Raw genomic sequence first — 26356 nt, 5'->3', positions numbered from 1 at the left:
GCTTCCTTCGGCGGGACGGGCGAGCCGCGGCCGTACGGGCGGTCCGGCCACCGCGATCTCCCATTGTCCCGCACCCCGGGAGTGGCCCTGCCAGGACCGGGCACCCGGGATCGTTGTAGCGTTCAACCATGCCTGATCTCAGCCGCCGACGGCGTCTCCTGGTGCTGGCGGTCTGCTGCATGAGCCTGCTGATCGTCAGCCTCGACAACACCATCCTCCTGCCGTCCATTCAGCACGAGCTGCACGCCTCGGTCGCCGGTATGCAGTGGACGATCGACGCCTACACCCTGGTCCTGGCGGCGCTGCTGATGCTGTCCGGTTCCACCGCCGACCGGCTCGGCCGGCGCCGGATCTTCCTGGTGGGGCTGGTGGTCTTCGCGGCCGGCTCGCTGCTGTGCAGCCTGGCGCCGGGGCTGGAGTGGCTGGTGGTCTTCCGGATGGTGCAGGCGGTCGGCGGCTCGATGCTCAACCCCGTCGCCATGTCGATCATCACCAACACCTTCACCGACCCCCGGGAGCGGGCCCGCGCGATCGGGGTGTGGGGCGGGGTCGTCGGCATCAGCATGGCGGCCGGGCCGGTGATCGGCGGGCTGCTGGTGCAGAGCGTCGGCTGGCGCTCGATCTTCTGGATCAACGTCCCGATCGGGGCGCTGGCGTTCTTCCTGACCCTGCGCTACGTCCCGGAATCCCGCGCTCCCAAGCCGCGCCGCGTCGACCCGGTCGGCCAGTTGCTGGTAATCGCGCTGCTCGGCTCGCTGACGTACGCGATCATCGAGGCCCCGGACGCCGGCTGGACGTCCCCCGAGATCCTGGTGTTGGTGCTGGTGGCGGTGGTGTCCCTGGCCGGTCTGATCGCCTACGAGCGGCGCCGTAGTGAACCCCTGATCGATCTGCGGTTCTTCCACAGCGTGCCGTTCAGCGGCGCCACGGTCGTGGCGGTGTGCGCCTTTGCCGCGCTGGCCGGCTTCCTCTTCATCAACACGCTGTATCTGCAGAACATCCGTGGCCTGTCCGCTTTGGACGCCGGTCTCTACATGCTCCCCATGGCCGGGATGACGCTGATCTTCGCGCCGGTGTCGGGGCGGCTGGTCGGCAACCGGGGGCCCCGGCTCCCGCTGCTCCTCGCCGGTACGGCGATGGGGGCGAGCGGGCTGCTCTTCGCGGCCTTCGACGCACAGTCCACGAATGCGTTGCTGTTCACCGGCTATGTCCTGTTCGGCATCGGATTCGGCCTGGTCAACGCCCCGATCACCAACACCGCGGTGTCCGGTATGCCGCGTGCCCAGGCAGGGGTGGCCGCCGCCGTCGCCTCCACCAGCAGGCAGGTCGGGCAGTCGCTCGGCGTCGCGGTGATCGGCGCCGTACTGGCGGGCGGGGCGCACGCCGCCGCCTCCGCGGACGCCTTTGTCGCGGCCGGCCGCCCGGCGTGGTGGATCATCGCCGGCTGCGGCGCGGCCGTGCTGCTGCTCGGGGCCCTGACCACGGGCCGGTGGGCGAGGGCGACGGCCGACCGCACGGCGATGCTGTTCGACGACGGGGCACGGGGGCAGCAGGCGGCGGACGCGCGGTCCTAGTCGTCGGGGCGGATGGTCGGGGTGCCGAGGACGGAGGGCCGGGGGCCGGAGCCGGGGGCCTCTGGGTCTGGGTCTCTGGGTCTCTCCGGGTGCCCCTCAGGCCGTGACGAGTGCCGGGGGCTCCGCCGACCGCGCCGACCATGCAGCCTCCGCCGCCAGCAGTTCCAGCCGCTCCCGGGTCACCTCGTCGACCGGCGTGTAGAACAGCAGCTTGGGGCCGGGGTTGGGCCCCGTCCACAGGCTCGTTGCGGACAGCTGCAGCGTGCCCACCCGGGGATGCCGGAAGAGCTTGAGGGAGCTCATCGGGCGGATGACCTCATGCTGTGCCCAGATCTCCCGGAATTCGGACGACGCCTCCGTCAGCCGTGCGACCAGCGCCTTCCAGGCCGGCTCCGCGACATGCTCGGCCATCGACGCCCGGAACTTGGCGGCCATCACCCGCATCGTGGCGTCCAGGTCGACCACGCTCGCCCGCCACTCGGGGTGGGTGAACGCCAGCCACATGCAGTTGCGGTCCTCCTCGGGCAGCGCGTCGAGGTCGCACATCAGACGGCCGTATGTGGCGTTGTAGGCGCGGATGTCGAAGCGGCTGTTCTGGAGGACGGCCGGGAACGGCTCCAACTGGCGCAGCATCTGCCGCAGTTCGCGCGTGATCCCGGTGCACTCCGTGCCCGACGTCGGGTCGATCGCTCCGGCCAGCGCGAACAGATGACTGCGTTCGGCGCGGTCGAGCAGCAGCGCACGGGCGACCGCGTCCAGGACCTGCGGCGAGACGTGGATGTCCCGGGCCTGTTCGAGCCAGGTGTACCAGGTGACCCCGACGGCGCCCAGGTGCGCGACCTCTTCGCGGCGCAGTCCGGGGGTGCGACGGCGGGTGCCCCGTGGCAGCCCGACCTGCTCGGGTGTGATCCGCTCCCGCCGGCTGCGCAGGAAAGCGGCCAGCTCGGCCCGGCGGGCGGCATCGTCGCGCGGGGTGGTGGCGGGCCGCGGTCCGACGGCATGCCGTGCGGCAGTGGCGCCATCAGGGCCTGTGGCAGTCTGCGTCGAGGGCGTGTCCACGGTCATGGCTCCAGGGTGCCGCAGTCCGCAGCCGGTTGCCAGGTAGCACCGGTACCAGGATAAGGACACTCTGGTACCAGCCTGAGCGGTCGACGATCGTCGGTTCCGTGAGCGATACCCGAGCACTGACGACCACTACGGAAGCCCCGGCCGCACCCCCTGGCGCCCCGGCCGCCCTCGCGGATGCCGCGATCCCGGAGGCCCCGGGGATCCCGGCCGCACCGATGACACCGACGGCACGGATGGCACCGACCGCCTCGGATACCCGGGAGATCCCGGCGGTACCGGCCGCGACCGGCCCCGCCGCGCAGCGGCAGCCGGCCGCGACCGTGCTGACCCCGCTCGGCCTGCTGACCGTGCTGCTGGGCGCGGCCCTACCCATGATCGACTTCTTTATCGTCAATGTCGCGCTGCCGACCATCGACCACGACCTGCACGCGGGGCCCGCGATGCTGGAGATGGTGGTGGCCGGTTACGGCGTCGCCTACGCCATGCTGCTGGTGCTCGGCGGCCGGCTCGGCGACATGATCGGCCGCCGACGGCTGTTCCTGTGGGGCCTGGCCGCCTTCGGCCTCACCTCGCTCGCCTGCGGTCTCGCGCCGGACGCCGGGACGCTGGTGGCCGCCCGGGTCGCCCAGGGCGCGGCGGCCGCGCTGCTGCTGCCGCAGGTGCTGGCCACCATCCAGGCCACGACCACGGGCCAGCGGCGTGCCAAGGCCGTCAGCCTGTACGGGGGCACGGCCGGTGTCGCCAGCGCCGTCGGCCAGGTGCTCGGCGGCCTGCTGGTCTCCGCCGACCTGGCGGGCACCGGCTGGCGCGCGGTCTTCCTGGTGAACGTCCCGATCGCCGCCGCGGCCTGGCTGCTGGCCGCCCGTACGGTGCCCGAGACCCGGTCGCCGCACCCGAGCCGGGTGGACGGCCCCGGTACCGTGCTGCTCGCCGCCACCCTGATCACCCTGCTGCTGCCGCTGACCGAGGGCCGGGCGGCCGGCTGGCCCGTGTGGTCCTGGGTCCTGCTGGCCGTGTTCCCCTTCGCCGCCGCCGCTTTCCTGCTCGTCGAGCGCCGGGCCGAACGCGCCGGCCGCACCCCGCTCGTCCCGCCCTCGCTGCTGCGCATCCCCTCCGTGAACAGCGGACTCACCATGATCATCCCGTTCACGCTGGGCTTCGGCGGCTTTATGTTCGTCGTCGCCGTCGCCCTCCAGAACGGGCTGCACTACGGCCCGCTCGCGGCCGGGCTGTCCCTGGCGCCGCTGTGTGTCACCTTCTTCTTCGCCTCGCTGGCCGGTCCGCGGCTGGTGATGCGGTTCGGGCGGCGGGTGGTGATCGCCGGTTCGCTGATCCAGGGCACCGGCCTGATCGCCCTGGCGCTGACCGTGCACACGGGCTGGCCCGGGATATCGGTGGCCTCACTCACGTCGAGCATGGCCGTGCTGGGCCTCGGGCAGGGCCTGGTGCTGCCGGTGCTGATGCGCATCGTGCTGAGCGAACTTCCGGTGGCGCAGGCGGGTGTGGGCGGGGGCGTCATGGTCACCACCCAGCAGTCCGGCCTCGCGCTGGGCGTGGCCACCCTCGGCACGCTCTTCCTCGCCCTGATGCCGTCCCTCGGCATCCGCGACGCGATGCTCGCCGCCCTGCTGACGCAACTGGCGATCGTCGCGGGCACGACACTGCTCGCACTGCGCCTGCCCCGCCAGGTGCGCTGACCTGGGCGGACGCGGACGGACGCGGGCGGGAAACGACGGGAGACCGGGCGCGACTTACACATGACGGCTGACAATTATTGAAATCTGTCAGTCGTCATGTCATAGTGAGGACGGAGCAGTGGCAGGGCAGCAGCCCCGCCCTCATCCCTCCCCCCTTGACCCCCTTCTCCTTTCTCTCCCCTCCCCCTCCCCCTCGTCCCTCCCGTCCTCCAGGAGCACGCAGTGCAGACCCGCACCCTGGGCACCACCGGCCCACGGACCTCCGCCCTCGGACTCGGCTGCATGGGCATGTCCGCCCTCTACGGCGACAGCGACCGCAGCGAGTCCATCGCCACCCTTCACGCCGCCCTCGACGCGGGCATCACCCTGCTCGACACCGGCGATTTCTACGGCATGGGTCACAACGAACTGCTGATCAACGAAGCCCTGCGCACCGCCCCCGCGGCGGCCCGCGAAAAGGCGCAGATCAGCGTCAAATTCGGTGCCCTGCGCACGGTCGAAGGCGGCTTCACCGGCTATGACGGCCGGCCGGACGCGGTGAAGAACTTCGCCGCGTACTCCCTCCAGCGCCTGGGCACCGACCACATCGACATCTACCGGATCGCCCGGATCGATCCGGACGTCCCGGTCGAGGAGACCGTCGGCGCCATCGCCGAGCTGGTCGCGGCCGGACACGTCCGGCACATCGGCCTCTCCGAGGTCGGCGCGGAGACCCTGCGCCGGGCCGCCGCCGTCGCCCCGATCTCGGATCTCCAGATCGAGTACTCCCTCATCTCCCGCGGCATCGAGGAGGCGATCCTGCCGACCGCCCGCGAACTGGGCATCGGCATCACCGCGTACGGCGTCCTGTCCCGCGGTCTGATCAGCGGCCACTTCAGCCAGGACCGCAAGCTCGCCGCGAACGACTTCCGCGGCAGGAGCCCGCGCTTCCAGGGCGAGAACCTCGACCGCAACCTCGACCTGGTGGACGCACTGCGCAAGATCGCCGAGCAGAAGGGCATCTCGGTCGCGCAGACCGCCATTGCCTGGGTGCTCTCCCGCGGCGAGGACATCGTTCCGCTGGTCGGCGCCCGCCGCCGCGACCGCCTGACCGAGGCACTCGGCGCCCTGGAGATCACCCTCGACGGCGACGACCTGGCCGCCATCGAGCGCGCCGTCCCCGCCGGCGCCGCCGCCGGTGCCCGCTACCCCACCGACCAGATGGCCCACCTGGACAGCGAGCACTGACCCCGGGGGCGGCGTGACCGAAGGAGCGGGTACGGGGCAGGGATGGGAACAGGGACAGGTACCGTCCATACGGACCCAGCGCACGGATCCGGCACACGAACCCGGTGCACGAATCCGGCGCACGAATCCAGCGCACGAATCCGGTGTACCCACGCACCTACGGACCGGCGCCCATGCCCGTGCCGGTGCCGGCACACCCACCTGGTGTGCCACCGGCACCGCTCGCAGACCCAGCCCCTCCCCGCCCCGCCCCTCCCGAAAGGCCGACCGCCCCATGCCGCCCGAGACGTTGACCCCTGAGCGCATCCTCGAAGCCACCGAGGAGGTACTGCGCCGCTACGGCCCGGCCAAGGCCACGGTCGTGGACGTGGCGCGCGCCCTGGGCGTCAGCCACGGCAGCGTCTACCGCCACTTCCGCACGAAGGCGGCGCTGCGGGAGGCGGTCACGGAGCGCTGGCTGGACCGTACGAGCGAGGAGCTCTCGGTCATCGTCGCGACGGAAGGGCCGGCTCCGGAGCGTCTGGACCGCTGGCTGACCGCCCTGTTCGAGGCCAAGCGGCACAAGGCCGGTGACGATCCCGAACTCTTCGCCACCTATATGACGTTGATCGGCGAGAGCGGCGGAGTGGTCGACCGGCACGTCACCGATCTGGAAGCCCAGCTCACCACCATCATCGAAGCCGGCGTCAGCCAGGGCACATTCCACACCCCCTCCCCCGCCACCACCGCCCGCGCCGTCTTCGACGCCACCGGCCGCTTCCACGACCCGTGCTACGCCCCCGAGTGGTCCCGCCCCGAGATCACCGCCGACTTCGAGGCCGTCCGCGACCTGGTCCTCCGAGGCCTGCGCGGCTAAGGGCTGTCGTCAAAGCTCCTTCTGCCTCGCGGCGTTCAAGGAGAGGCCTGGAACACCCTGGAACCAGCGCGGTGCCCCCGTACATTCACCGGGTTCCCGTGCAAGGGGCACGGCGTGACCTGCCTGGGTGCTGACCCGTGCCGGTCCCGGCGACCGAAGCGAGCGCCCGGCCGGCGGCGTACCAGGTGCTGGTACGCCGCCGGCCGGGCGGCGCCGGCTCAGAGCAGCATGTGCGGATACTGCTCGGCACGGTGCTGGAAGGCCAGGACCGCGGGGTTCTGGACGGTGCCGCCGCGGATCTCGATCGCCCGGCGGATCGTGCCGTCACCGTCCCAGCCCGCCGGTCCTTCGAGGACCGACCGCAGGAACGGGATCAGCGCCTCGCTGTTCTCCCAGGTGGCCGCGTCCCACAGGTAGGAGGGGCTGTGGTCCACGCCGTAGTAGCGGACGTGGTCGCCGACGGTGAACATCGGGGCGTTGAAGGTGGTTGGCCGGGCCCAGGCGAAGCCCATGCCCTCGTCGCAGGAAACGTCGATGACGAGGGTGCCGGGCGCGAGCTTCGGCAGGTCCTCCTTGATCAGGAACATCAGCGGCGCCGCGGTGTCCTGGAGCACGCAGTTGACGATGATGTCGTGCCGGGCGAGGAAATCGGCCAGCGGCTCCGGGCCGTCCTCGGTGAGCGCGATACTGCGCCGCGGGTCGAGGGTGTCGTCAGCCTCGTCGTGGTCGAAGTGCACGATCCGCGCCGAGTGGATCGGTGAGCTGACGGCAGTGACACCGCGGGCGGTCAGCACGTCCACGTCGTGAACGCCCAGCGCGCTGAGCGCGGTGACCGCGCCGCGTGCGGTGGCACCGAAGCCGATCACCACCGCACGCAGCCGGCGGCCGTAGTCACCGGTCGCACCGGTCAACTGCATGGCGTGCAGCACCGATGAGTAGCCGGCCAGCTCATTGTTCTTGTGGAAGACGTGCAGGTTGAACGAACCCTCCTGGGTCCAGTGGTGCATCGCCTCGAAGGCGATCACGGTGAGCCTGCGGTCGATGGCGGCCTGCGTGACCTTCTCGTCCTGCACGCAGTGCGGCCACCCCCACAGCACCTGCCCGTCCCGCAGCTCCGCCAGATCCTCGTGCAGCGGCTTGGCGAGCAGGATGACATCACACTCGGCGATCAGTTCCTGGCGTGAGCGGAAACCCGCGACCAACGGTGCGAGCCGGCTGTCCGGGACGCCGAAGTACTCTCCGTAACCGGTCTGCAGATAGATGCTGGACTGGAGGTCGGCGTCGATGCGTCCGAAGTGCGCTGGGTGGATTGGCAGACGGTGCTCGTTCTCTTTACGGGTCTGCGACATGATTCCGAGCTTGAGCTGCTGCAAAGTACCCCTTTGATTACTCCCTGTTTAACACACACCCGGCGTGCGGGGACCCTGCCCGGCAGAACTCCTCCGTCCGGGCGCCCGGCGGCAACGGCATGCGTCTGCGCTAAGCGGCACGCGGCACGCGGCACGCGGCACGCAACGACCCGGCAACGACTGGGTCTGCGCCGCCAAGAGGGCCTGCCCGCCTGCCAGTGGTCGTCGGCTCGGGCACCGGCCTCGGGCGGCTCCCTCAGCTCGTGCCCGCCGTGCCGTGCAGGAAGAGGGCCCAGGCAAGTGCGCCGAAGGCGGCGGTGTGGGCGAGCGCGCGCACTATGTTCCAGGTGACCCAACGCCCCTCGAAGCTCCCCCGCGCGGCCTTGATCGCATCTGGACGGTCGGCCGGGAGACCGGGGCTTCCGGGGCTGCCGCGGCCGGTGCGACCGTCATCCCATGCGGCGTTGCCGAGCGCCTTGTCGAGGGCGTTGTTGAGCGGGACGTTGACACCGCCGGTCACGAAGAAGCCTGCCAGGTACAACGCCAGCGCCGCGAGGATCCAGGGCAGGGCCACCTGCCCTGGCCCGCTCCAGGCCAGGACCGTGGCGAGGACGAGCAGAGGGACCGGCAGCAGAAAGGGAAGCAGGAACCAGCCGTTGACGATCGCCCGGTTGATGTTCTGCATGGCCTGCACAAAGGTCCGGTCGGCGGACCGGCCGAGGCCGGGCATCACGGCATAGGCGAAGGCGGCGAACAGGCCGGCCATCAGGCCCGCGCCGAGGGTCGCGACCAGGAGCGTGACGGTCTGCAGGGCTCTCATGGCTCCTCCGTGTCCGTGCGTGGAACGAACCTATCGACGCCGGCCGCCACTTCGGAGCCCGCGAGGGCCTGTCGGCAAAGCCCCGGGGCGCAACGGTGGGCGCCACCCCGGGAACACCCGGCCCGGCGGAAGAGGCGCTACCCGGTCCTCCGGTAACTGCTGCCGTCCTTCGGCCGGGCCAGCAAGCCCGCCACCACGAGGTAGCGCCGCAGCGCCGAGCAGTCTTCGTGCACCGTCAGCAGCGCCTCGTTGACCTCACGCTCGCTGTATTCCCGGTCCCGCTCGAACAGCGTCTCCGCAAGATGCACGAGCAACTGCTCACGGCGGGCCGCCTTCCGCGGAATCGCCGTGAGCCGCCCCCGGGAAAAGAGAGAGGCCACCCCCTGTGACCCCCTCGACTCATGCTCAGACATGCAGGAAGCCTCCCCCGCCGCCCCACACCCGGGCAACGCATTTTCATGGGGACCGGGCCACGCACTTTCACAGGCCCCGGCGGCGCACTTTCACGAGCGAGACGTACGACGGCAAGCGAGCCACAGCCGCACTCCTCGGTTCACCTCGCCCGTCCCCGGGCCCCGGCTCATGTGATCAGCCAGGACCAAGCCTCGGGGGCGAACACACCCCGGTTCAGGAAAACGAGTCCGGAGCACTCACCGCGATGATCCCCCAGGGCCCTGGAGCCGATGCCTCCAGGGCCCGTCGCGGTGGCGGAGCCACGGGACAACCAGCGTGATCGGAGAGACACAACGCAGGTGGTCTCGTCTGGACGTCCAGCAGATCAGGCGATCGAGACCAACCGCGCGCCCCCGTCGGCCTCGATGATGGTGCCGGTGAGGTTGGCGTTGATGGCGGCCAGGGCCACCACCTCGGCAATCTCCTGCGCCGAGGCGATGTGGCGGACCGGCAGAGTGGCGGCGGTTTGCGCGAAGTACTCGCGCTTGGTGTCTTCCGGCAGGCCGTTCCACCAGGGCGTGTCGACGAGCCCGGGAGAGACGGCGTTCACTCGTATCGGTGCGAGTTCCGCGGCCAGCGGCCTGACCAGGGCCTCGACGGCACCGTTGAGGGCGGCGATGCCGGCGGTGCCGGGCATACCGGTCCGCGCGGTGATGGCGCTGAGCAGGGTGATCGACCCGTCCGGTGTCAGGTGCGGCAGGACCGCCTGGATCGTCGTGACATGCGGCCAGAACTTGGCCTCGAACGCGCGTCGCAGCATCGTCAGGTCAAGATCGGCTAACGGCCCCGGCCCTTCGCTTCCTCCGGCCGCCAGGACCAGCCAATCGATGCTGCCGATCGCCTCGGCGAGGGCCCTCATCTCGTCAGGACTCCCGGCGTCGGCCCGGTGCCCGATGAATTCGGCGTCGGTGGCGGCAAGGGCGTCAAGGCGCTCCTTGCTGCGGCCGGCGATGTGCACCGTGGCGCCACGCGCCCGCAGCAGACGGGCCGTTGCGAGCCCGATACCGGACGTTCCCCCGGCCACGAGGGCAGTGCGCTCAAACATGACGTCTCCTCATTTCGAACCGTTGCGTCTCGAATTAAGCTAGCCTCCGTAGTCATGGACAAGCAACTGCCTTCGGAGTCACGCCCGGGACGCAAGCGCAGCGAGGAGAGCCGGATGGCACTCCTGGTCGCGGCGTTCGAACTGGTCGGCGAGGTCGGCTACGCGGGCCTGACGATCGAAGGAATCGCCAACCGCGCCGGATGCGGCAAACAGACGATCTACCGCTGGTGGCCCTCCAAGGCCCACGTTCTCCTCGAAGCGCTCGCGGTGAAAGCCGACCTGTACATCACGAACGTCGACCACGGCTCCTACGCCGACGATCTACGGGCCTTCCTGGAGGACACGTTCCGGCTCGGCGGCCGGCAGCGCGTCGTCGACATCCTGCGCGTGCTGATGGCGGAGGCCCAGATCAATGAGGAGTTCGGCCGGCTCTTCCGCAGCACTTTTCTGCAGCGGCGGCGCGACGCGCTCCAGGTCGTCCTCGATCGAGCCCGGACACGGGGCGACCTGCCGCCCCGTCCTGCCGCGTCCACCGTCATGGACGTCGTGTTCGGCACCTTGTGGTACCGCCTCCTGGCCACACGCCGGCCCATGGGCGACGACCTGGTCGAGGACCTCACGGCCGCCCTCGCACAGGCTGCACCACCCCCGATCAACACGGCGATCGACCTGGGAGACCAGCAATGACCCTTTCCCGCACCATCCTCATCACCGGCGCCACCGACGGCCTCGGCCTGGCCCTGGCCGAACGCCTGGCAGCCGAGGGCGCCAACCTGATCCTGCACGGCCGCAACCAGGCCAAACTCGACCGCGTCGCAGACGAGTTCGCGGGCCGCAGCGCATTCAGACCCCGGACCGTGACCGCGGACCTGGCCGACCTCGCCCAGGTCCGCCGCATGGCCGCTGAGATTCGCACATCGGTGGACCGGCTTGACGCCCTGGTGAACAACGCCGGAATCGGCAGCGGGCAACCTGACGGCCGTACCCGCCGCACCAGCACGGACGGCCATGAGCTGCGCTTCGCCGTGAACTACCTCGCCGGCTTCCTGCTCACCCTCGAACTCCTGCCGTTGCTGCGCGCGTCAGCACCGGCTCGCGTCGTCCACGTCGCCTCCATCGGCCAGCACCCGCTCGACTTCGACAATCTGATGCTGGAGCGCGACTACGACGGCACCCGAGCCTACGGCCAGAGCAAACTCGCCCAGATCATGTCCGGCTTCGAACTCGCCGCACGCCTGAACACCGACGAGGTCACAGTCAACAGCCTGCACCCCGCCACCTACATGCCGACCAAAATCGTCCTTGCCGAGGTCGGACACAGCATCGACACGCTGGACCAAGGAGTGACCGCCACTCACCGGCTCGTCACCGATCCGGAACTCGCCGGTACCACCGGACGCTTCTACAACCGCACCCGCGACACACGCGCCCATTCCCAGGCATACGACAGCGAAGCCCGACGGCGCTTGTGGCAGGCGAGTCTGAAACTCACCATGGCCGAGAGCCCGCATCGTGGAGTGCCGCGGAAGCCGGGGCCGGTGAAATGAGCCGTTTCGTCTGGGCTCGATAGTGAGCACGACGGGTCGAGGCAATGGCCGCCGCGGACAGCTACCGCCCGGGGCCGAACACCCACCGCCCAGGGCCGGACCGCGCTCACCCGCGAGGCGCAGCGCCCGTCCGCCCGTCCGCCCGTCCGTCCGCCCGTCCGCAGCAAGGCCGCGTCCGCTGGAGTTCGGTTGATCCGTAGGAGTGCACCGACCCGGTCCTTGTCGTTTCGCAGCCTGGTGAACCGGTGCGCAGACATACGTTTGGTGGGCCAGAGGTGCCAGAGCAGAGGGCGCCCGCCAGAAGCAGACAGCCGCTGAGCCAGGGGTAGCGATGCGTCAGACCAATCTCACCGGGGAGCCGGCCGACTACGTCAGCGCCCGTGAGGAGCTGCGGCAAGCCGAGATCGAGCTGATGCGCCATCGCGAACGCGTCGCCGGCCTGCGTCGGCGGCTGCCGCTGGGCCCTGCCGTCGATGACTACGCGTTCGAGGAGGGCCCGGCCGACCTGGAGGCCGGTGACGCGCCGGCACGGACCGTGCGGCTGAGTGAGCTCTTCACCCGGCCCGGTCGTGACCTGGTCGTCTACCACCTCATGTACGGCAAGAAGCAGACCGAGCCGTGCCCCATGTGCACGATGTGGCTCGACGGATTCAACGGCGTGGCCCGCCACGTCGCGCAGAACGTCGACCTCGCGATCGTCGCCGCGGCCGGCCTGCCCGCGCTCCGGGCGCACGCCCGGGACCGGAAGTGGACGAATCTGCGCCTGCTCAGCGCCGGGTCCGGAACCTTCAAATACGGCCTGGGCGGCGAGGACGCCGAGGGCAACCAGGACTCGACGGTGTCCGTGTTCACCCGCGACGACAACGGGTCGGTACGCCATGTCTACTCGGTGCACCCACGGATGTCCGACGACATCGACCAGCGAGGCATCGACCTGCTCAGCCCGGTATGGCATCTGCTGGACCTCACCCGCCAGGGCCGGGGCGACTGGTTCGCCGCACTCCACTACTAGATGCTCCACCGCACTCAACCACTGGACGTTCCACCGCCCCCAGGGGATGCCCGCTAACCGCCCACCCCGAGGAAGCGCAGCACCGCCAGCACCCGGCGGTGATCGGCGTCCGCCCTGGGCAGGTCCAGTTTGGCGAGGATGTTGTTGATGTGCTTGGCGACCGCGCTCTCGCTCACCACGAGCTGTGCGGCGATGCCCGCGTTGGAGCGGCCCTCGGCCATCAGGGCGAGCACATCCCGTTCGCGGGCCGTCAGCCGCTCCAGCGGATCGCTGGAGCGGCGCACCAGAAGCTGGGCGACGACCTGCGGGTCCAGCGCCGTCCCGCCGGCCGCCACCCTCCGCAGCGCCTCGATGAACTCCTCGACATCCGCGACCCGTTGTTTGAGCAGATAGCCGACGCCGCTGGTGTTCGTCGCGAGGAGGTCGGCCGCATAGCGCTCCTCGACGTACTGGGAGAGCATCAACACAGCGGTTTCCGGATACTTCTGACGTATCGACAGCGCGGCGCGCACGCCCTCGTCGGTGAAGCCGGGCGGCATCCGGACGTCCACCACCGCGAGGCCGGGCCGGTGCTCCTCGACCGCCGCCAGCAGCTCCTGCCCGTCCCCCGCCTCGGCCGCCACCTCGAACCCGGCCATCTCCACCACCTTGACCAGCCCGATCCGCAGCAGCACGGAGTCCTCGGCGATCACGGCACGCCTCACATCGGGCACGGCAGCTCCACGTTCATCACGGTCGGGCCCCCTACGGGGCTGCTCATCCGGAAGGTTCCGTCCACGGACCGCACACGTTGGGCGAGCCCCTTCAGACCGCTCCCCTCGGCCGGATCGGCGCCGCCCACACCGTCGTCGGCGATCACCACCCGCAGTATCCCGCCGAGCCGGGTGACCGTCACGTCCGCCCGGGTCGCCTCCCGTGCGTGCTTGGCGATATTCGTCAGCGCCTCGGAGACGACGAAGTAGGCGACCGTCTCGACGGCCGGTGCCGCACGCTGCGGCAGGCCGGGCGGCAGCTCCACCCGCAGCCGGACGGGCAGCGGGGCGCGGGCCGCGAGTCCGGACAGCGCGGCGTCCAGCCCCAGCTCGTCCAGAACGGCCGGATGCAGCCCGCGCACCAGGTTGTTGAGCTCCTCGATCGCGTCCTTCGCCTCGCGGTGCGCGGCGTCGATGACCTCCCGCGCCTCCGGGGGCAGATCCGTGAGCGTGGCCTTGGCCAGCCCCAGATTCAACGCCAGCGAGACCAGCCGCTGCTGCGCGCCGTCGTGCAGATCCCGCTCGATACGCCGCCGTTCGGCATCCGCGGCGTCCACGGCACCGGCCCGGCTCTCGGTCAGGTCCTCGACCCGGCGCGCCAGCTGATCGGACCGGCTCACTCCCAGCAGCGCCTGCCCGGCCAGGATCTCCAGCCGGACGAGTCCGGTGGCCAGTACCGGCACCGCGGCGAGCGCCACCAACCCCAGCACGGTGAGGTAGGAGGCCGTGGTGGTGTAGCCGGGGTGACCGGCCCGCCACTGCCACGGCGCCGCCCAGATCCACACCAGGACCGACGACGCCGCCAGTGCCGCCAAGAGCAGGGCCAGCAGCAGGAATTCCAGTACGCCGAGCAGCGGGCCGAGCAGCAGGTTGTAGCCGAACTGCCGCTTGGCCTCCGTGAACCCCAGCCGCGGCAGCTCCACCCCGCACAGCGCCCGGAACCGCCAGCGCTGCGGCCCGGTCAGCCCCCAGCCCGCGACGACCAGCAGGGGAAGCGTGAACGCCAGCATCACCGGCGTTTCGGGGTCCGGGTCGAGCGCGGTGCCGAGCGACAGCACCACCACCCAGAAGTGCAGCGCCAGCGGGAGGAGATGCAGCGTCATCCCGGCGGCTATGAAGGCGATGTCACGCCGCATACGGACGAGAGCCCGGCGCAGCCGGGGCGGGACGGTCATGAGCCAACCGTAGGAGGCAGGGTCACGCGGCGGCCATGACAGCAGTGTCCGCAGTGAGGGTGTAGCTGGTGCCACCCCAAGTCGGACAGCGACGTTACTGACGGTGGCCTGCGAAAACCGGAGTGTTGACGACGAGCCCGAGGGCCGGGTTCACGACTCCGAGAGAGACCCTTTCCATGACTCTGACCGCCTTCAACGCCCCGTTCAAGAGCGGCAGTTGCCCTGTCTCCCGCGGCGCCCGCGAAACCGTACGGCTCACCGCGGCGCGCCGGCTGCAGGGCAGGATCCTGGCCGGCGCCGGGCTCGCCCTCCTCCCGTGGCTCGGCTACCTCGCCGGCACCCTGCCGCCCGCCGAGGCCGCGGCCTGGGTCGTCCTGGACGCCCTGGAGGCTGCCGCCCTCCTCACCGCGGGCACCCGGCTGCTGCACGGCGACTCGCGCCTGCGCGCGCCCGCGGCCGCCGCGGCGGCCCTGCTCCTCGCCGACGCCTGCCTCGACCTGGCCACCGCCGCCCCCGGCACGGAGCTGGCCACCGCCCTCGCCATGGCCGTCGGGGCGGAATTACCCCTGACGGGCCTGTGCGCCTGGCTTGCGTCACGGCGGACGTGAGAGGCCGGGGGGCCCAGGGAATCGGCCCAGGGGATCGACCTAAGGGATGGGCCCAGGGGGGCGGTCTAAGGGGCGGGCCCTGGTAATCGGCGCAGTCGGCGGACCTAGGGGGCGGGCGAACACATCCCGTAAGGGGTGCGAAGGCCCCCTGCGGGCCACAACGCGAGAGCGCGGGGAGGCATTCCCGAGACAAAAGCGCCGGCCGGCCCCGGAGAAATCCGAGCCCGGCCGGCGCTTGAGGTCGCGCCCGAGGTCACACCTGACGTAAGGCACGCCCAACGTCACACCTGAAGTGCCCCCAGGCCACACCTGACGTCACAGGCAGGCGCCGCCCCGCGAAAGGACCGACGCCGCCCCGCAAAGGGACCGGCGCCGCCCCGCGGAGGACTAGCAGCCGAGCAGCCGCGCGCCCAGGTAGGCCTGGATCTGGTCCAGGCTGACCCGCTCCTGCTTCATGGTGTCGCGCTCGCGCACGGTCACCGCGTTGTCGTCGAGGGTGTCGAAGTCGACCGTGACGCAGAACGGCGTGCCGATCTCGTCCTGGCGGCGGTAGCGGCGGCCGATCGCGCCCGCGTCGTCGAACTCGATGTTCCAGTTCTTGCGCAGGTCCGTGGCCAGGCCCTTCGCCTTCGGCGACAGCTGCGGGTTACGGGAGAGCGGCAGCACCGCGACCTTGACCGGCGCCAGGCGCGGGTCGAGCTGCATGACGGTGCGCTTCTCCATCTTGCCCTTGGCGTTGGGCGCCTCGTCCTCGATGTACGCGTCGAGCATGAAGGCGAGCATCGCGCGGTTCACACCGGCCGCCGGCTCGATGACGTACGGAGTCCAGCGCTCGCCGGCCTCCTGGTCGAAGTAGGAGAGGTCCTGGCCGGAGGCCTTGGCGTGCGCCGACAGGTCGTAGTCGGTGCGGTTGGCCACGCCCTCCAGCTCGGAGAACTCGGTGCCGCCGAAGTTGAAGCGGTACTCGATGTCGGCGGTGCGCTTGGAGTAGTGCGAGAGCTTCTCGGCCGGGTGGTCGTACCAGCGGATGTTCTCCTCGCGGATGCCGAGGTCGCGGTACCAGTTCCACCGCTCGGCCATCCAGTACTCCTGCCACTTCTCGTCCTCGCCCGGCTTGACGAAGAACTCCATCTCCATCTGCTCGAACTCACGGGTCCGGAAGATGAAGTTGCCGGGCGTGATCTCGTTGCGGAAGGACTTGCCCATCTGCGCGATGCCGAACGGCGGCTTCTTGCGGGACGTCTGCTGCACCTGGGCGAAGTTGGTGAAGATGCCCTGCGCGGTCTCGGGACGCAGGTAGGCGACCGAGGCGGTGTCCTGCGAGGGGCCGAGGTGGGTGGAGAGCAGGCCGGAGAACTGCTTGGGCTCGGTGAAGCTGCCCTTGTTGCCGCAGTGCGGGCAGTTCAGGTCGGCGAGGCCGTTCGCCGGGAGCTTGCCGTGCTTGGCCTCGTACGCCTCTTCCAGGTGGTCGGCGCGGAAGCGCTTGTGGCAGGAGGTGCACTCGGTGAGCGGGTCGGTGAAGGTGGCGACGTGGCCGGACGCCTGCCACACCTCGGGGGCCAGGATCACCGACGAGTCGATACCGACCACGTCTTCGCGGGAGGTGACCATGGCGCGCCACCACTGACGCTTGATGTTCTCCTTGAGCTCGACGCCCAGCGGACCGTAGTCCCAGGCAGCGCGGGAGCCGCCGTAGATCTCACTGCAGGGGTAGACGAAGCCACGGCGCTTGCTCAGGCTGACGATGGTATCGATCTTGTCGGCGGCCACGGTGCTCTCTTCATTACGACGACGAACGATGGATGGGCGGCGCCCGAACGCCTCGATGGGGGGTGGTGGGGAGACGGGTGGGCGAATAGTTCAGGGTACCGGCGGCCATACCCTCTGGATCAAATCGGTTCCGGCCCCGTTGTCGCCCCGCTCACACCCACTCACCTGTTGTTGACAATCGTTTCCAACATTGTTGAAAATGAGTGTCATGAACATACGCCGTCACATATCCACCGCGGCCCTCGCCGGAGTCTCGGTGATCGGCCTGCTGGCCCTTACCGCCTGCTCCCCCGCCGGCGGGGCCCGCACCGAGGACGGCAGGCTGCGGGTGACAGCGTCCTTCTACCCCATGTCATTCCTCGCCCGGCAGATCGGCGGGAAGTACGTCGAGGTGACCGACCTCACCAAGCCGGGCGCCGAGCCCCATGACCTGGAGCTCACCCCGCGGCAGACCGGCCAGCTCGGCGACTCCGGCGCGATCGTCTACCTCAAGGGCCTGCAGCCCGCCGTGGACGACGCGGTCGCGCAGTCCGGGAACAAGCACGTCGCCGACGCCGCCGCGCTGACCTCCCTCGAAAAGCACGGCACCGAGGTCGACGGCCACCACCACACCACCGGCGACAACCACTCGCACTCCGAGGCCGAGGGCGGCAACGACCCGCACATCTGGCTCGACCCCGTGAAGTACGCCGAGGTCGCCAAGGGCGTGAACAAGACCCTCGCCAAGGCCGACCCGCACCACCGGGCCGCCTACCAGAAGAACACCGATGCGCTGGTGAAGAAGCTGGACCGGCTGGACAAGGAGTTCCGGGACGGGCTGAAGAAGCGGTCCTCGGACACCTTCCTCACCACCCATGCGGCCTTCGGCTACCTCGCCGAGCGCTACGGCCTGACCGAGGAGGCCATCAGCGGCCTCGACCCCGAGTCCGAGCCCAGCGCCCACCGCATCAAGGACCTGCACACCCTCGCGGCCGCGCACCACGTCTCGACCGTCTTCTTCGAAACCATCGCCAACCCGGCCACCGCCAAGTCCCTGGCCGGCGACCTGCACCTGAAGACCGACGTCCTCGACCCTCTGGAGGGGATCAACGGCAAGTCCCGCGGCAGGGACTACTTCGGAGTGCAGCGCGCCAACCTCGCCGCGCTCCAGAAGGCGCTCGGCAGCAAGTGACGGACACCGGACAAGCGGCGGACACCGGACAGGCGACGGGCACCGGACGATCGACGGACACCGGACGATCGACGCGCACCGGACAAGTGACGGACACCCGCAAGTGACGGAGACCGCACCACACGTGACGGAGGTCACCATGAACCAGTCGCCCGGCCAGCCGGTCATCGACCTGCGCGGGGCCACCGCCTCCCTGGGCGCCCGGCCCGTGCTGCGCGGCGTCGACCTGACGGTGCACACCGGCGAGGTCGTCGCACTGCTCGGCGCCAACGGCTCCGGCAAGTCCACCGCCGTCCGCTCGGTGATCGGCCAGGTCCCGCTCAGCGGCGGCGAGCTGACCCTCTTCGGCACGCCGTTCCGGCGCTTTCGGGACTGGGCCCGGATCGGGTACGTGCCGCAGCGCACCACCGCGGCCGGCGGCGTCCCCGCCACCGTCGGCGAGGTCGTCACGGCCGGCCGGCTCGCCCGTACGAAGCTGGGGATCCTGCGCAAGGCCGACCGGGCCGCGGTGCACCACGCCCTGGAGCTGGTGGGCATGGCGGACCGCGCCAAGGACTCCGTCAACGCGCTCTCCGGCGGCCAGCACCAGCGGGTGCTGATCGCCCGCGCACTGGCCGGCGAACCGGACCTGCTGATCATGGACGAGCCGATGGCCGGCGTCGACCTGGCCAGCCAGGAAGTGCTCGCCTCCGCACTGCGCGAACAGGTCGGCCGCTCCACCACCGTCCTGCTCGTGCTGCACGAGCTGGGCCCGCTGGAGCCGCTGATCGACCGTGCGGTGGTGCTGCGCGACGGCTGTGTGGTCCACGACGGCCCGCCGCCCGAGGCCGTGGGCCAGCATGCGCTGCCCGGCCATGACCATGTCCACCCGCACGCCGACGCGGCGGCGGAACCGATCCGGACGGGGCTGCTGAGCTGATGCTGCGATCTTCGGGGGACGACCCCCGCACCCCCAGCCGACACCCGAGCACCGGCGCTCGTTCGCGAGGTGGAGCGACATGGAAATCCTGAACTACGCCTTCATGCAGCGGGCCCTGATCGCCGCCCTGATCGTCGGCGTCACCGCCCCCGCCATCGGCATCTACCTCGTCCAGCGCCGCCAGGCCCTGATGGGCGACGGCATCGGCCATGTCGCGCTCACCGGCGTCGGCCTCGGCTTCCTGCTCAACACCAGCCCGGTGTGGGTCGCCACTGCCGTCGCCATCGCCGGCTCCGTCGTCATGGAGCTGATCCGCTGGTACGGCAAGACCCGCGGTGACCTGGCGCTGGCCATGCTGTTCTACGGCGGTATGGCGGGCGGCGTGATGCTGATGAACCTCTCCGACGCCGGCTCCAACGCCAACCTCGGCACCTACCTCTTCGGCTCGATCACCACCGTCTCGCCCCAGGACATGACGACGATCTACGTCCTGGCCGCCCTGGTACTGGCGATCACGATCGGCCTGCGCCGCCAGCTGTTCGCCGTCTGCCAGGACGAGGAGTTCGCCCGGGTGACCGGCCTGCCGGTGCGGCTGCTCAATCTGCTGGTCGCCGTCACCGCCGCGGTCACCGTCACCGTCGCCATGCGGGTCGTCGGACTGCTGCTGGTCAGCGCCCTGATGGTGATCCCGGTCGCGGCCGCCCAGCAGATCAGCCGCAGCTTCGCGCTCACCTTCGCGGTGGCCGTCGCGATCGGTGTCGCGGTCACCCTTACGGGCACCGCCACCTCGTACTACGTCGACGTGCCCTCCGGCGCCACCATCGTGCTGCTCGCCATCGGACTGTTCGTGCTCTTCACGGCGCTCGCCGCGCCGCTCGCGAAAAAGCGCGCCAGGGCTGCCGCGGAGGGCTCCGAGGGGTGCACCCTGGAGGTACCCGGCGGCCGCGCCGCCCCGGACGATGTGAGCGTGGCCGGATGAGCGCGGGCAGGAAGGTGCCGGCGGGTACCGTGAACACAGCTGCGTACGCGTAAGCGTTCCCCCGGTGGTCCGGTCATCACCTGGCACAATGGCGGGACGCACGTGCAGGGGGAAGCCCTGACGTCCTAGGGAGGCAACGGTGGCGACGAGCGCGGGATCTCCGGTACGCGGCCGGTCGACGCGGCAGCGGACCGCGGTGTCGGCCGCACTCGACGAGGTCGACGAGTTCCGCAGTGCGCAGGAGCTGCACGACATGCTCAAGCACAAGGGCGACTCGGTCGGGCTGACCACCGTCTACCGGACGCTGCAGTCCCTCGCCGATGCCGGTGAGGTCGATGTGCTGCGCACCAGCGAGGGCGAGGCGGTCTACCGCCGGTGCAGCACCGACGATCACCACCACCATCTGGTGTGCCGGGCCTGCGGCAAGGCCGTCGAGGTCGAGGGCCCCGCGGTGGAGAAGTGGGCCGACCAGATCGCCGCGGAGCACGGCTTCCGGGATGTCGCGCACACCATCGAGATCTTCGGAACCTGCGGGGAGTGCGCCGCGCGGGCCGACGGGAAGCAGTAGCGCCCGTACGGACGACAGCGTGAAGGGCCGCCTCCGACGACCGGAGGCGGCCCTTCACGCGTCTGCCCGCAGGCGCCGCCGTCAGGTCGCGGTCTCGCCCTCCGCCAGCTGCGCGCCGCCGAACCTGCGGTCCCGCTTCGCGTACTCCAGGCAGGCCTGCCACAGGTTCCGGCGGTCGAAATCCGGCCACAGAATGTCCTGGAAAACCATCTCGGCGTACGCGCTCTGCCAGATCAGGTAATTCGAGGTCCGCTGCTCACCGGACGGCCGCACAAAGAGATCCACATCCGGCATGTCCGGGTAGTACATGTACTTAGCGACGGTCTTCTCATTCACCTTCGACGGGTCCAGCTTTCCGGCCCGCACATCCGCCGCGATGGCCGCCGCCGCATCGGCGATCTCGGCCCGCCCGCCGTAATTCACGCAGAAATACAGCGTCATGGCGTCATTGTTCTTGGTCTGCTCCTGGGCGATCTGGAGCTCCTGCACGACCGACTTCCACAGCTTCGGCATCCGCCCGACCCAGCGGATACGAATACCGAGCGCGTCCATTTCGTCCCGGCGGCGCCGGATCACATCGCGGTTGAAGTTCATCAGGAACTTCACCTCGTCGGGCGACCGCTTCCAGTTCTCCGTCGAGAAGGCGTACAGCGAAAGATTCTTCACGCCCATTTCGATGCAGCCCTTGAGGACGTCCATGACGACGCCCTCGCCGACCTTGTGCCCCTCGGTACGCGGCAGCCCGCGCTCCTTGGCCCACCGGCCGTTGCCGTCCATGACGACCGCCACATGGTTCGGGACGAGCTCACCGGGGATCTTCGGCGGCCGCGCACCGGAAGGGTGCAGCTCGGGCGTCACGTACTCACGTCGATTACGGCCCAGAATCCCGCGTCGTGCCATGCGGCCCACGTCTCCTATGTATCTTGAGGGCGTTTTTGCCTTGAGGGGCGTATGTGTCTTGAGGTGGTCTTCGCTATTTCTCTACGTACCGGAGGGAACGCAGGCCCCGCTCCAGATGCCAGTGCAGATACGCCGTGACGAGGCCGCTGCCCTCCCGGGCGTGACGGGCCTCGCAGGCGTCCGCGGTCTCCCAGTCGCCGGTCAGCAGCGCGCTGAGGAGCCCGATGGCCTCAGAGGAGGGTACGACGCTCCCCGGAACCCGGCAGTCACCGCAGGTCACCCCGCCCGCCCCCACCGAGAAGAACCGGTTGGGGCCGGGCAGCCCGCACCGTGCGCAGCTGTCGAAACTCGGCGCATAGCCGTTGACGGCGAGCGAGCGCAGCAGGAAGGCGTCCAGCACCAGATGCGGCTCGTGCTCGCCGCGGGCCAGCGTCCGCAGCCCGCCGACCAGCAGCAGGTACTGCTGTACGGCGGGCTCGCCCTCGTGGTCGGTGAAGCGCTCGGCGGTCTCCAGCATGGCCGTGCCGGCCGTGTAGCGGGCGTAGTCCGTGACGATCCCGCCGCCGTACGCCGCGATCGTCTCGCTCTGCGTGCACAGCGGCAGCCCGCGCCCGATCAGCTCGCTGCCGCGCGCATAGAACTGCACATCGACATGCGAGAACGGCTCCAGCCGCGCCCCGAACTTCGACTTCGTCCGCCGCACCCCACGCGCCACCGCACGGACCCGGCCGTGGCTCCGGGTGAGCAGCGTGATGATCCGGTCCGCCTCACCCAGCTTCTGGGTGCGCAGCACGATGCCGTCGTCGCGGAACAGACTCATGGCGCCATTCTCGCGCATGGGGGAAGCGGACCGGTCCGGGCGGGCCCTCAGGCCCGTTCGCCCCGGCTGCGTGCGTTGACGTAGGCGGTGGCGACGCTCAGCCGCTCGGCGACGGTGTCCCGCGGGTGCGGTGCGGGCTCGGCGGGACACGGCGGGGCCCCGTCGAGCGCACCGGCCAGCCGCCGGGCGACGTCCATCGTGCAGCGCCCCAGTTCCACGAGCGGCGGCAGATACCGGTGCTCGTACGAGACGGGGTCGGGGCGCAGGGAAGGCAGCACGACGCCGACGCGGGCGAGGGATTCCCGCAGCTCCGTCGTCACGGTTTCCACTTCCTTGGGCTGAGTCATGATCGTCCGCACTTTCCGTGAGGGGTTTCACTGTTCGCATTCAGAGCGTGACGGTGCGGAACTAGGCTGGGCAAGGAGGACGGCAATACAACTGCCGTGAAACTGAAAGGAGTTAGGCCATGGCCAATGCCTCGCGACAAGCGGCCTGGGAATTCTGGGGTGCAGAACTCAAGCGACGTCGGGAGGAGGCCCATTTAACCCAGGAGGCCCTGGGGCGGCTGGTCTTCGTATCCGGCGGCTACATCAGCCAGTTCGAGCAGGCGTTCCGCAAGCCGCAGCTGGATGTGGCGGTGCGGATCGACGGGGTTCTACAAACCGATGGTTTTTTCGAGCGGACCTGGCGACAGCTGATCGACGACCAGCGGTACGCGGATTATTTCGCGGCAGCGGCGGACCTGGAGGGGCTGGCGAACAAGATCTGCGAGTTTGAGCCCATGATCGTGCCAGGGCTGCTGCAGACAGCGGCGTACACACGGGCATTCATGCTCGCGGGCAACCCGTTCGCGGCAGAGGAGTACATCGAGGACAAGGTACGCGCCCGGCTCGACCGAGCGGTCATCCTCAAGGACGCTACGCGCCCTGTGTATTGGGCGGTACTGCACGAGGCCGTGCTTCGCGTACCAGTGGGCGGCCCGGCCGTCATGGCCGAGGAGCTGGAGCGCATCGCGCAGCTTGCCCGCGAGCGAAAGATTCTGCTGCAGGTCCTCCCGTTCACTGCGGGGGCGTATCCGGTCATGGGCAAGTCGTTGCGGCTCATGGAGTTCGACGACGCCCCGCCAACCGCCTATACAGAAGGCGCGTATTCGGGGAATTTGCTGGACGATCCTGCCGTGGTGAAGCGAGCACAGGAGGCTTACGATCTGTTCAGGGCCGCCGCGCTGTCGCCGGAGGCGTCCCTGACTCTGATCGAATCGGCGGCGGAGGACTACAGACGATGCGCGAGTTCGACCTGAGCACCGCCCAGTGGCGCAAGAGCAGCTACAGCGATGACAACGGCGGCAACTGCGTCGAGGTCGCTCACGACTTCCCCGGCGCTGCCTCCTGGCGCAAGAGTAGCTACAGCGACGGGGACGGCGGCAATTGCCTTGAGGTCTCCGACAGTCACCCCGGCGTAGTCCCCGTCCGCGACAGCAAAACCCCCCACGGCCCGGCGCTCACCATCCCGGCCACCCGCTGGACCGCCTTCGTCGACGCCGTCAAAGCCGGGCAACTCGACGCCTCCTGACAGTCTTTCACCAGGCGTTCACACCAGTCACACAAAGGCCCCGCCATCCCACTGGATGACGGGGCCACATCACGTTATCGTCCGGGGCATCGCGGGCGGAAGGCGACCTTCCGCACTTCTCCGTCCCCCTAGGGAAGTGGCCCTCACGGCACGTCAACAGCCCGGTAGCATCCCGTGATGATCGGCAGCACAACGCCGTGATGGCCGGCCGACCCCGTCAGTACCCCAATTGAGGATCTCGATGACATCCATACCGGAGGCGCTGTTGTGGTGCCTCAGCGCAGGTACGGCCGCCGCCGTGGTCCTGGCGGCGCTCTCGATCCGCGCGCGCGGACAGCGCGCCGGTCTGAGATCGCGCCTGTCCGCCGCTGAGGAACAGAACAGCGCCACGCTCCACAGCAATACGGAGCTGTCGGCCCGGCTGCGCGCCACCGAGGCCGAGATCCGGCACCTGTCCGGCACCAGGCTCCCCGACCTGACGCTGGCGCTGGCCCACCCGCATGTGCCCGTACCGGGGCTGCTGGACGCGCGGTTCACCGGGACGGAGACGGACCAGGCGCTGAACGCCGTACTGGAGCAGGTCAGCGACGCGATCACCAAGGAGCGGGCGCGCGTGGACGCGGCCGCCCAGTCCACCCTGCGCGGCGCCACCACCACCATCCAGGCGCTGCTCTACCAGCTCCAGTCGGCGCTGCAGGAGATGCAGCACCGCTACGACGACCCGAACGTCGCCCAGGACCTGCTGAACGCCGACTTCCTCAACGAGCAGGCGCTGCGGCGCATCCAGGCCACCGGTGTCGTCTGCGGCGCCTGGCCGGGCCTGACCCGCGAGGACTCCTACCTCGCCGAGCTGGTCGTCGGCGCCACCTCCCGGCTGCGCGGCTACGAACGGGTGCAGGTCAGCAACCAGTTGCGCGACCCGGTCGCCGTGGTGGCGCGGGCCGTGGAGCCGGTCGCGATCGTGGTGACCGAGCTGCTGGCCAACGCGCTGCACCACTCGCACCGTGAACTTCCCGTCACCATCACACTGCAGCAGGGCAACCGCGGTGCGTCGGTCATCGTCGACGACTACGGCGTCGGCATGCACGACGACGAGATCAAGGCCGCGATGGAGCTGCTGTCGGGTGACGACAGCTTCCTGCTCACCCAGCTCGGCGACCCGCCGCGGTCCGGGTTCGCGGCGGCCGGTCAGCTGGTGCGTCAGTACGGCTTCGGGGTGCACGTCGAGCCGTCGCCGTACGGCGGTGTGCGGGCGGTCGTGTACCTCCCGGGTGACCCCCTCCTCACCGTCCTCGACGAGAGCGCCCAGCCGATGTCCGTGATGGCTCCTCTGCCGCACCGTTCCGGGATGCCGGACCGTTCCGGGGTGCCGGACCGGGCCGGCTCCGCGCTGCCGACCGGCGCCACGACGCCGTCCCCGGCAGCCGCCGCGCCCGCCGCGCCGTCCGCGGCCTCGTACGAGGCGCCCGCCCCGCAGGCCGAGGGCGAGCTGCCGCGCCGGCGCCGCCGCAAGCCCGTCTCCGAACTCGACGAGAGTGCCGAGCGCACCGCACCGCCTCCCCCGCGCTCCCCGGAAGAGACCGGATCCCGTTGGGCCGCACTCCAGCGCGGTACCGAAACCGGCCGGGCAGCCGCCCAGTCAGAACCCCCTCGCAGTCCCGAAGGGAACGCTTAACCATGAACAGCCCCACCCGCCGCCGCGTCGCCGAGGACAAGTCCTGGGTGCTGGCGCCCCTCATGGAGTTGCCGCATGTGATCCACGCAGCGGTGATCTCCGGTGACGGTTTCATCGAGGGGGCCTCGCCGGGCCTGCAGCGTGACTCCGGCGAGGGTGTCGCCGCGATGATGTCCGCGCTCCAGGGCGCGGGCCGTGCCGTGACCGCGGCGTTCGCCGGGAAGGACGACACCCGGCTGCGGCAGACGGTCATCGAGTCCGACGAGGGCTTCGTCTTCGCGATACCCGCCGGCGAGAACACCTGCCTCGCCGTCTTCGCCGGTCCGGAGGTGAACATGGGCGTCGTCGCCCACCACATGCAGATCCAGGTGACGACCCTGGGCAACAAGGTCATGAACAGCCCGGCCCGGGATACGGGTAACCCCGTATGACCCCGCGCCAGAGCAGCGGCAGGCGCCTCGTGCCGGCCTATCTGGCCACCGGCGGACGCGCCCGTCCCAGCCGCAACACCCTGGACCGGCTCACCCTGCTGCACAGCGTCGGGATGCCGATCACCAGCGAGGTACGCCCGGAGGAGCACCGCATCCTGGAGCTGCTGCAGCCCGGGGCGCTGTCTCTGGCCGAGGTCGCCGCCCACCTTCACCTGCCGGTGAGCGTGGTGAAGGTGCTGGTGGCCGACCTCGTCGACGCCGGGCGGCTGCACGCCCGCGTCCCCATTCCCGAAGCCGAGCAATTCGACCGACAGATCCTGGAGAGGGTTCTCGATGGACTCCGCTCTCTCAAGTCCTAGCGCCCACGC

28 protein-coding genes are annotated in these 26356 nt (G+C 70.1%); 17 read left to right on the top strand and 11 right to left on the bottom strand.

Features of this window, described 5'->3' with window-relative positions:
* Positions 1-128 precede the first annotated feature (128 nt).
* Complete coding sequence (locus D9V36_RS29990) at positions 129-1574, top strand: MFS transporter (protein ID WP_129296504.1); 1446 nt, start codon at positions 129-131, stop codon at positions 1572-1574.
* A 96-nt stretch (positions 1575-1670) separates the two neighbouring features.
* Here the strand turns inward: D9V36_RS29990 and D9V36_RS29985 are convergent, their stop codons facing one another.
* A complete protein-coding gene (locus D9V36_RS29985) occupies positions 1671-2639 on the bottom strand; it encodes a helix-turn-helix transcriptional regulator (protein WP_241721102.1) in 969 nt (322 codons plus the stop codon).
* Between the two features lie 236 nt (positions 2640-2875).
* On the opposite strand from D9V36_RS29985, the gene D9V36_RS29980 reads away from it, so the two are divergent.
* The 3 genes from D9V36_RS29980 to D9V36_RS29970 all read left to right on the top strand — a co-directional run bounded on the left by D9V36_RS29980 (position 2876) and on the right by D9V36_RS29970 (position 6422).
* Positions 2876-4339 carry an MFS transporter gene (locus D9V36_RS29980; protein WP_241721365.1) on the top strand — a complete coding sequence of 488 codons (1464 nt, stop codon included), beginning with the start codon at positions 2876-2878 and terminating at the stop codon, positions 4337-4339.
* Positions 4340-4561: 222 nt separating this feature from the next.
* Positions 4562-5566, top strand: coding sequence for an aldo/keto reductase (locus tag D9V36_RS29975; RefSeq protein ID WP_129296503.1), 1005 nt, complete (start codon positions 4562-4564; stop codon positions 5564-5566).
* A 274-nt stretch (positions 5567-5840) separates the two neighbouring features.
* Positions 5841-6422, top strand: a complete 582-nt coding sequence (locus D9V36_RS29970; protein ID WP_129296502.1) for a TetR family transcriptional regulator — start codon at positions 5841-5843, stop codon at positions 6420-6422.
* 218 nt (positions 6423-6640) lie between these two features.
* Here the strand turns inward: D9V36_RS29970 and D9V36_RS29965 are convergent, their stop codons facing one another.
* The 4 genes from D9V36_RS29965 to D9V36_RS29950 all read right to left on the bottom strand — a co-directional run bounded on the left by D9V36_RS29965 (position 6641) and on the right by D9V36_RS29950 (position 10089).
* Positions 6641-7795: a N(5)-(carboxyethyl)ornithine synthase gene (locus D9V36_RS29965; RefSeq protein WP_129296501.1), complete on the bottom strand. Its 1155-nt coding sequence runs from the start codon at positions 7793-7795 to the stop codon at positions 6641-6643.
* A gap of 232 nt (positions 7796-8027) precedes the next feature.
* A complete protein-coding gene (locus D9V36_RS29960; RefSeq protein WP_129296500.1) occupies positions 8028-8591 on the bottom strand; it encodes a DUF1772 domain-containing protein in 564 nt (187 codons plus the stop codon).
* 137 nt (positions 8592-8728) lie between these two features.
* A complete protein-coding gene (locus D9V36_RS29955; protein ID WP_129296499.1) occupies positions 8729-9004 on the bottom strand; it encodes a DUF2087 domain-containing protein in 276 nt (91 codons plus the stop codon).
* A gap of 365 nt (positions 9005-9369) precedes the next feature.
* Entirely contained in the window at positions 9370-10089 is a 720-nt protein-coding gene (locus D9V36_RS29950; protein WP_129296498.1) for an SDR family oxidoreductase, read from the bottom strand.
* Positions 10090-10143: 54 nt separating this feature from the next.
* Between D9V36_RS29950 and D9V36_RS29945 the strand changes: the two genes are divergently transcribed.
* The 3 genes from D9V36_RS29945 (at position 10144) to D9V36_RS29935 (ending at position 12648) form a co-directional block, all read left to right on the top strand.
* Positions 10144-10776, top strand: coding sequence for a TetR/AcrR family transcriptional regulator (locus tag D9V36_RS29945; RefSeq protein ID WP_129296497.1), 633 nt, complete (start codon positions 10144-10146; stop codon positions 10774-10776).
* Entirely contained in the window at positions 10773-11636 is an 864-nt protein-coding gene (locus D9V36_RS29940; protein WP_129296496.1) for an SDR family NAD(P)-dependent oxidoreductase, read from the top strand. Before D9V36_RS29945 ends, D9V36_RS29940 begins: the two co-directional genes overlap by 4 nt.
* A gap of 331 nt (positions 11637-11967) precedes the next feature.
* Positions 11968-12648 carry a DUF899 family protein gene (locus D9V36_RS29935; RefSeq protein ID WP_129296495.1) on the top strand — a complete coding sequence of 227 codons (681 nt, stop codon included), beginning with the start codon at positions 11968-11970 and terminating at the stop codon, positions 12646-12648.
* 53 nt (positions 12649-12701) lie between these two features.
* Here D9V36_RS29935 and D9V36_RS29930 read toward each other — a convergent pair whose 3' ends face one another.
* Positions 12702-13340, bottom strand: coding sequence for a response regulator (locus D9V36_RS29930; RefSeq protein WP_129298779.1), 639 nt, complete (start codon positions 13338-13340; stop codon positions 12702-12704).
* 8 nt (positions 13341-13348) lie between these two features.
* Complete coding sequence (locus tag D9V36_RS29925; RefSeq protein WP_129296494.1) at positions 13349-14575, bottom strand: sensor histidine kinase; 1227 nt, start codon at positions 14573-14575, stop codon at positions 13349-13351.
* Positions 14576-14751: 176 nt separating this feature from the next.
* On the opposite strand from D9V36_RS29925, the gene D9V36_RS29920 reads away from it, so the two are divergent.
* Complete coding sequence (locus tag D9V36_RS29920; protein WP_129296493.1) at positions 14752-15183, top strand: hypothetical protein; 432 nt, start codon at positions 14752-14754, stop codon at positions 15181-15183.
* Positions 15184-15570: 387 nt separating this feature from the next.
* Here D9V36_RS29920 and D9V36_RS29915 read toward each other — a convergent pair whose 3' ends face one another.
* Positions 15571-16953, bottom strand: a complete 1383-nt coding sequence (locus D9V36_RS29915; RefSeq protein WP_129296492.1) for a glycine--tRNA ligase — start codon at positions 16951-16953, stop codon at positions 15571-15573.
* A 208-nt stretch (positions 16954-17161) separates the two neighbouring features.
* Here D9V36_RS29915 and D9V36_RS29910 point away from each other — a divergent pair, with 208 nt between their 5' ends.
* The 4 genes from D9V36_RS29910 (at position 17162) to D9V36_RS29895 (ending at position 20590) form a co-directional block, all read left to right on the top strand.
* Complete coding sequence (locus tag D9V36_RS29910; RefSeq protein WP_129296491.1) at positions 17162-18124, top strand: metal ABC transporter substrate-binding protein; 963 nt, start codon at positions 17162-17164, stop codon at positions 18122-18124.
* A 139-nt stretch (positions 18125-18263) separates the two neighbouring features.
* Entirely contained in the window at positions 18264-19043 is a 780-nt protein-coding gene (locus tag D9V36_RS29905) for a metal ABC transporter ATP-binding protein (RefSeq protein WP_129296490.1), read from the top strand.
* A gap of 79 nt (positions 19044-19122) precedes the next feature.
* Positions 19123-20022, top strand: a complete 900-nt coding sequence (locus D9V36_RS29900) for a metal ABC transporter permease (protein WP_129296489.1) — start codon at positions 19123-19125, stop codon at positions 20020-20022.
* Positions 20023-20161: 139 nt separating this feature from the next.
* Positions 20162-20590 carry a Fur family transcriptional regulator gene (locus D9V36_RS29895; RefSeq protein ID WP_129296488.1) on the top strand — a complete coding sequence of 143 codons (429 nt, stop codon included), beginning with the start codon at positions 20162-20164 and terminating at the stop codon, positions 20588-20590.
* An 81-nt stretch (positions 20591-20671) separates the two neighbouring features.
* Here the strand turns inward: D9V36_RS29895 and D9V36_RS29890 are convergent, their stop codons facing one another.
* The 3 genes from D9V36_RS29890 to D9V36_RS29880 form a co-directional block, all read right to left on the bottom strand.
* On the bottom strand, positions 20672-21490 hold the full coding sequence (locus D9V36_RS29890; protein WP_129296487.1) for an isoprenyl transferase: 819 nt from the start codon (positions 21488-21490) through the stop codon (positions 20672-20674).
* Between the two features lie 73 nt (positions 21491-21563).
* Positions 21564-22310 (bottom strand): DNA repair protein RecO, encoded by a 747-nt coding sequence (recO, locus tag D9V36_RS29885; RefSeq protein ID WP_129296486.1) that lies wholly within the window; start codon positions 22308-22310, stop codon positions 21564-21566.
* 47 nt (positions 22311-22357) lie between these two features.
* The gene (locus D9V36_RS29880) at positions 22358-22657 is read right to left on the bottom strand and encodes a hypothetical protein (RefSeq protein ID WP_129296485.1); all 300 of its coding nucleotides are present in this window, start codon (positions 22655-22657) and stop codon (positions 22358-22360) included.
* Positions 22658-22776: 119 nt separating this feature from the next.
* Here D9V36_RS29880 and D9V36_RS29875 point away from each other — a divergent pair, with 119 nt between their 5' ends.
* The 5 genes from D9V36_RS29875 to D9V36_RS29855 all read left to right on the top strand — a co-directional run bounded on the left by D9V36_RS29875 (position 22777) and on the right by D9V36_RS29855 (position 26347).
* The gene (locus D9V36_RS29875) at positions 22777-23610 is read left to right on the top strand and encodes a helix-turn-helix domain-containing protein (protein ID WP_129296484.1); all 834 of its coding nucleotides are present in this window, start codon (positions 22777-22779) and stop codon (positions 23608-23610) included.
* Positions 23592-23882 (top strand): DUF397 domain-containing protein, encoded by a 291-nt coding sequence (locus D9V36_RS29870; RefSeq protein ID WP_129296483.1) that lies wholly within the window; start codon positions 23592-23594, stop codon positions 23880-23882. The genes D9V36_RS29875 and D9V36_RS29870 overlap by 19 nt, the downstream gene beginning before the upstream one ends.
* Before the next feature lie 241 nt (positions 23883-24123).
* Positions 24124-25557, top strand: a complete 1434-nt coding sequence (locus D9V36_RS29865) for an ATP-binding protein (protein WP_129296482.1) — start codon at positions 24124-24126, stop codon at positions 25555-25557.
* Between the two features lie 2 nt (positions 25558-25559).
* A complete protein-coding gene (locus tag D9V36_RS29860; RefSeq protein ID WP_129296481.1) occupies positions 25560-25988 on the top strand; it encodes a roadblock/LC7 domain-containing protein in 429 nt (142 codons plus the stop codon).
* A complete protein-coding gene (locus tag D9V36_RS29855) occupies positions 25985-26347 on the top strand; it encodes a DUF742 domain-containing protein (RefSeq protein ID WP_030413708.1) in 363 nt (120 codons plus the stop codon). The genes D9V36_RS29860 and D9V36_RS29855 overlap by 4 nt, the downstream gene beginning before the upstream one ends.
* Positions 26348-26356 lie beyond the last annotated feature (9 nt).

The organism is Streptomyces lydicus, from assembly GCF_004125265.1.
GTDB classification, from domain to species: domain Bacteria; phylum Actinomycetota; class Actinomycetes; order Streptomycetales; family Streptomycetaceae; genus Streptomyces; species Streptomyces lydicus_C.
This window is presented reverse-complemented; position numbering and strand designations above follow the sequence as displayed.